The sequence below is a fragment of the Nonomuraea glycinis genome, from assembly GCF_014646515.1.
GTDB lineage: Bacteria > Actinomycetota > Actinomycetes > Streptosporangiales > Streptosporangiaceae > Nonomuraea > Nonomuraea glycinis.
This window is the reverse complement of the sequence record NZ_BMNK01000037.1, coordinates 1-1,194: the sequence shown is the minus strand read 5'-3', so window position 1 is coordinate 1,194 and position 1,194 is coordinate 1. Positions and strand designations below refer to the sequence as shown.

At 41.6% G+C, this 1,194-nt stretch carries 1 protein-coding gene; it reads right to left on the bottom strand.

The genetic code is table 11. The features are described from left to right. Positions 1-30 precede the first annotated feature (30 nt). Positions 31-1,011: an IS30-like element IS4351 family transposase gene (locus IEY87_RS45285; RefSeq protein ID WP_005794072.1), complete on the bottom strand. Its 981-nt coding sequence runs from the start codon at positions 1,009-1,011 to the stop codon at positions 31-33. Positions 1,012-1,194 lie beyond the last annotated feature (183 nt).

Sequence of the window (1,194 nt, the reverse complement as noted above, 5' to 3'; positions counted from 1 at the left end):
CGTTATATGGACAATTAAAAAAGGCTGAATTCAACTTGCAAATGCAACAGAATTCTGATTAATAATTTGTTTAAATTTTTCGTTTGGCGTGAGGTATCCAAGTCTTTTACGAGGTCGATTATTGAGTTTATTTTCAATCCACTTAATCTGTTTGTTGGTTACTTCACTAAAGTCCTTACCCTTTGGGATATACTGCCTGATAAGCCCGTTGGTGTTTTCATTGGCACCACGTTCCCATGAGTGGTATGGTTTGCAAAAATAGAATTTTATTTCCAATTTTTGCGCAATTTCCTCGTGCTTTGCAAACTCCTTTCCATTGTCAGCCGTAATTGTGTGTATTAAGTTTTTCACTTTCCGCAGTGCCCATACTGCAATCTTAGCTACCGGGATGGCTTCTTTTCCCGACAACTTGCGTATCCAGACCCTGCTTGTTGCTCTGTCGTTAATGGTAAGAATGGCACCTTTGTGGTTCTTACCAATAATTGTATCTATCTCTAAATCACCAAATCTCTCCTTCAGTTCCACTATCTCGGGACGCTCATCAATATCCACCCTGCCTGGGATAAATCCTCGCCCTGCATTTTTAGAACCACGTTTGGCATACCTGCGACCTTGTCTGCGAAGATATTTGTGCAGTTTGCCACCCCGCCGCTTATCCTCCCAAATCCAGCGATATATCGTTTCGTGAGATACCATCGCAATTCCCTCCAAGCGGCTCCTGCCGACAATCTGCTCCGGGCTGAATCCTTTCTTCAACAGCTTTATTATCCGTTTTCTCATTGCCGGTGTAAGCACTTCCTTGCGATGTTTTTGCTGCTTGCGCCTGTCTGCTTTTCGCTGGGCAAGCTCCATGCTATAGCTACCACTTCGGGCGTCGCAATTGCGCTTTATCTCCCTGTAAACAGTGCTTTTATCTACTCCGATAGCTTCCGCTATTGCTTTTTTGCTCATCGGTATTTGCAACATCATAGAAATTGCATACCTTTGTTCCTCGGTTATATGTTTGCTCATCTGCAACTTTTTTTTCTTTGGACGGACAATTAAAGCAAAGATAGCAAACTTTATCCATTCAGAGTGAGAGAAAGGGGGACATTGTCTCTCTTTCCTCTCTGAAAAATAAATGTTTTTATTGCTTATTATCCGCACCCAAAAAGTTGCATTTATAAGTTGAACTCAAGTCTTTTTATGAAAAAT

Excerpts from the sequence above, each read along its gene's own strand:
- IEY87_RS45285 (WP_005794072.1), bottom strand. The coding sequence starts at position 1,011 with ATGAGCAAACATATAACCGAGGAACAAAGGTATGCAATTTCTATGATG.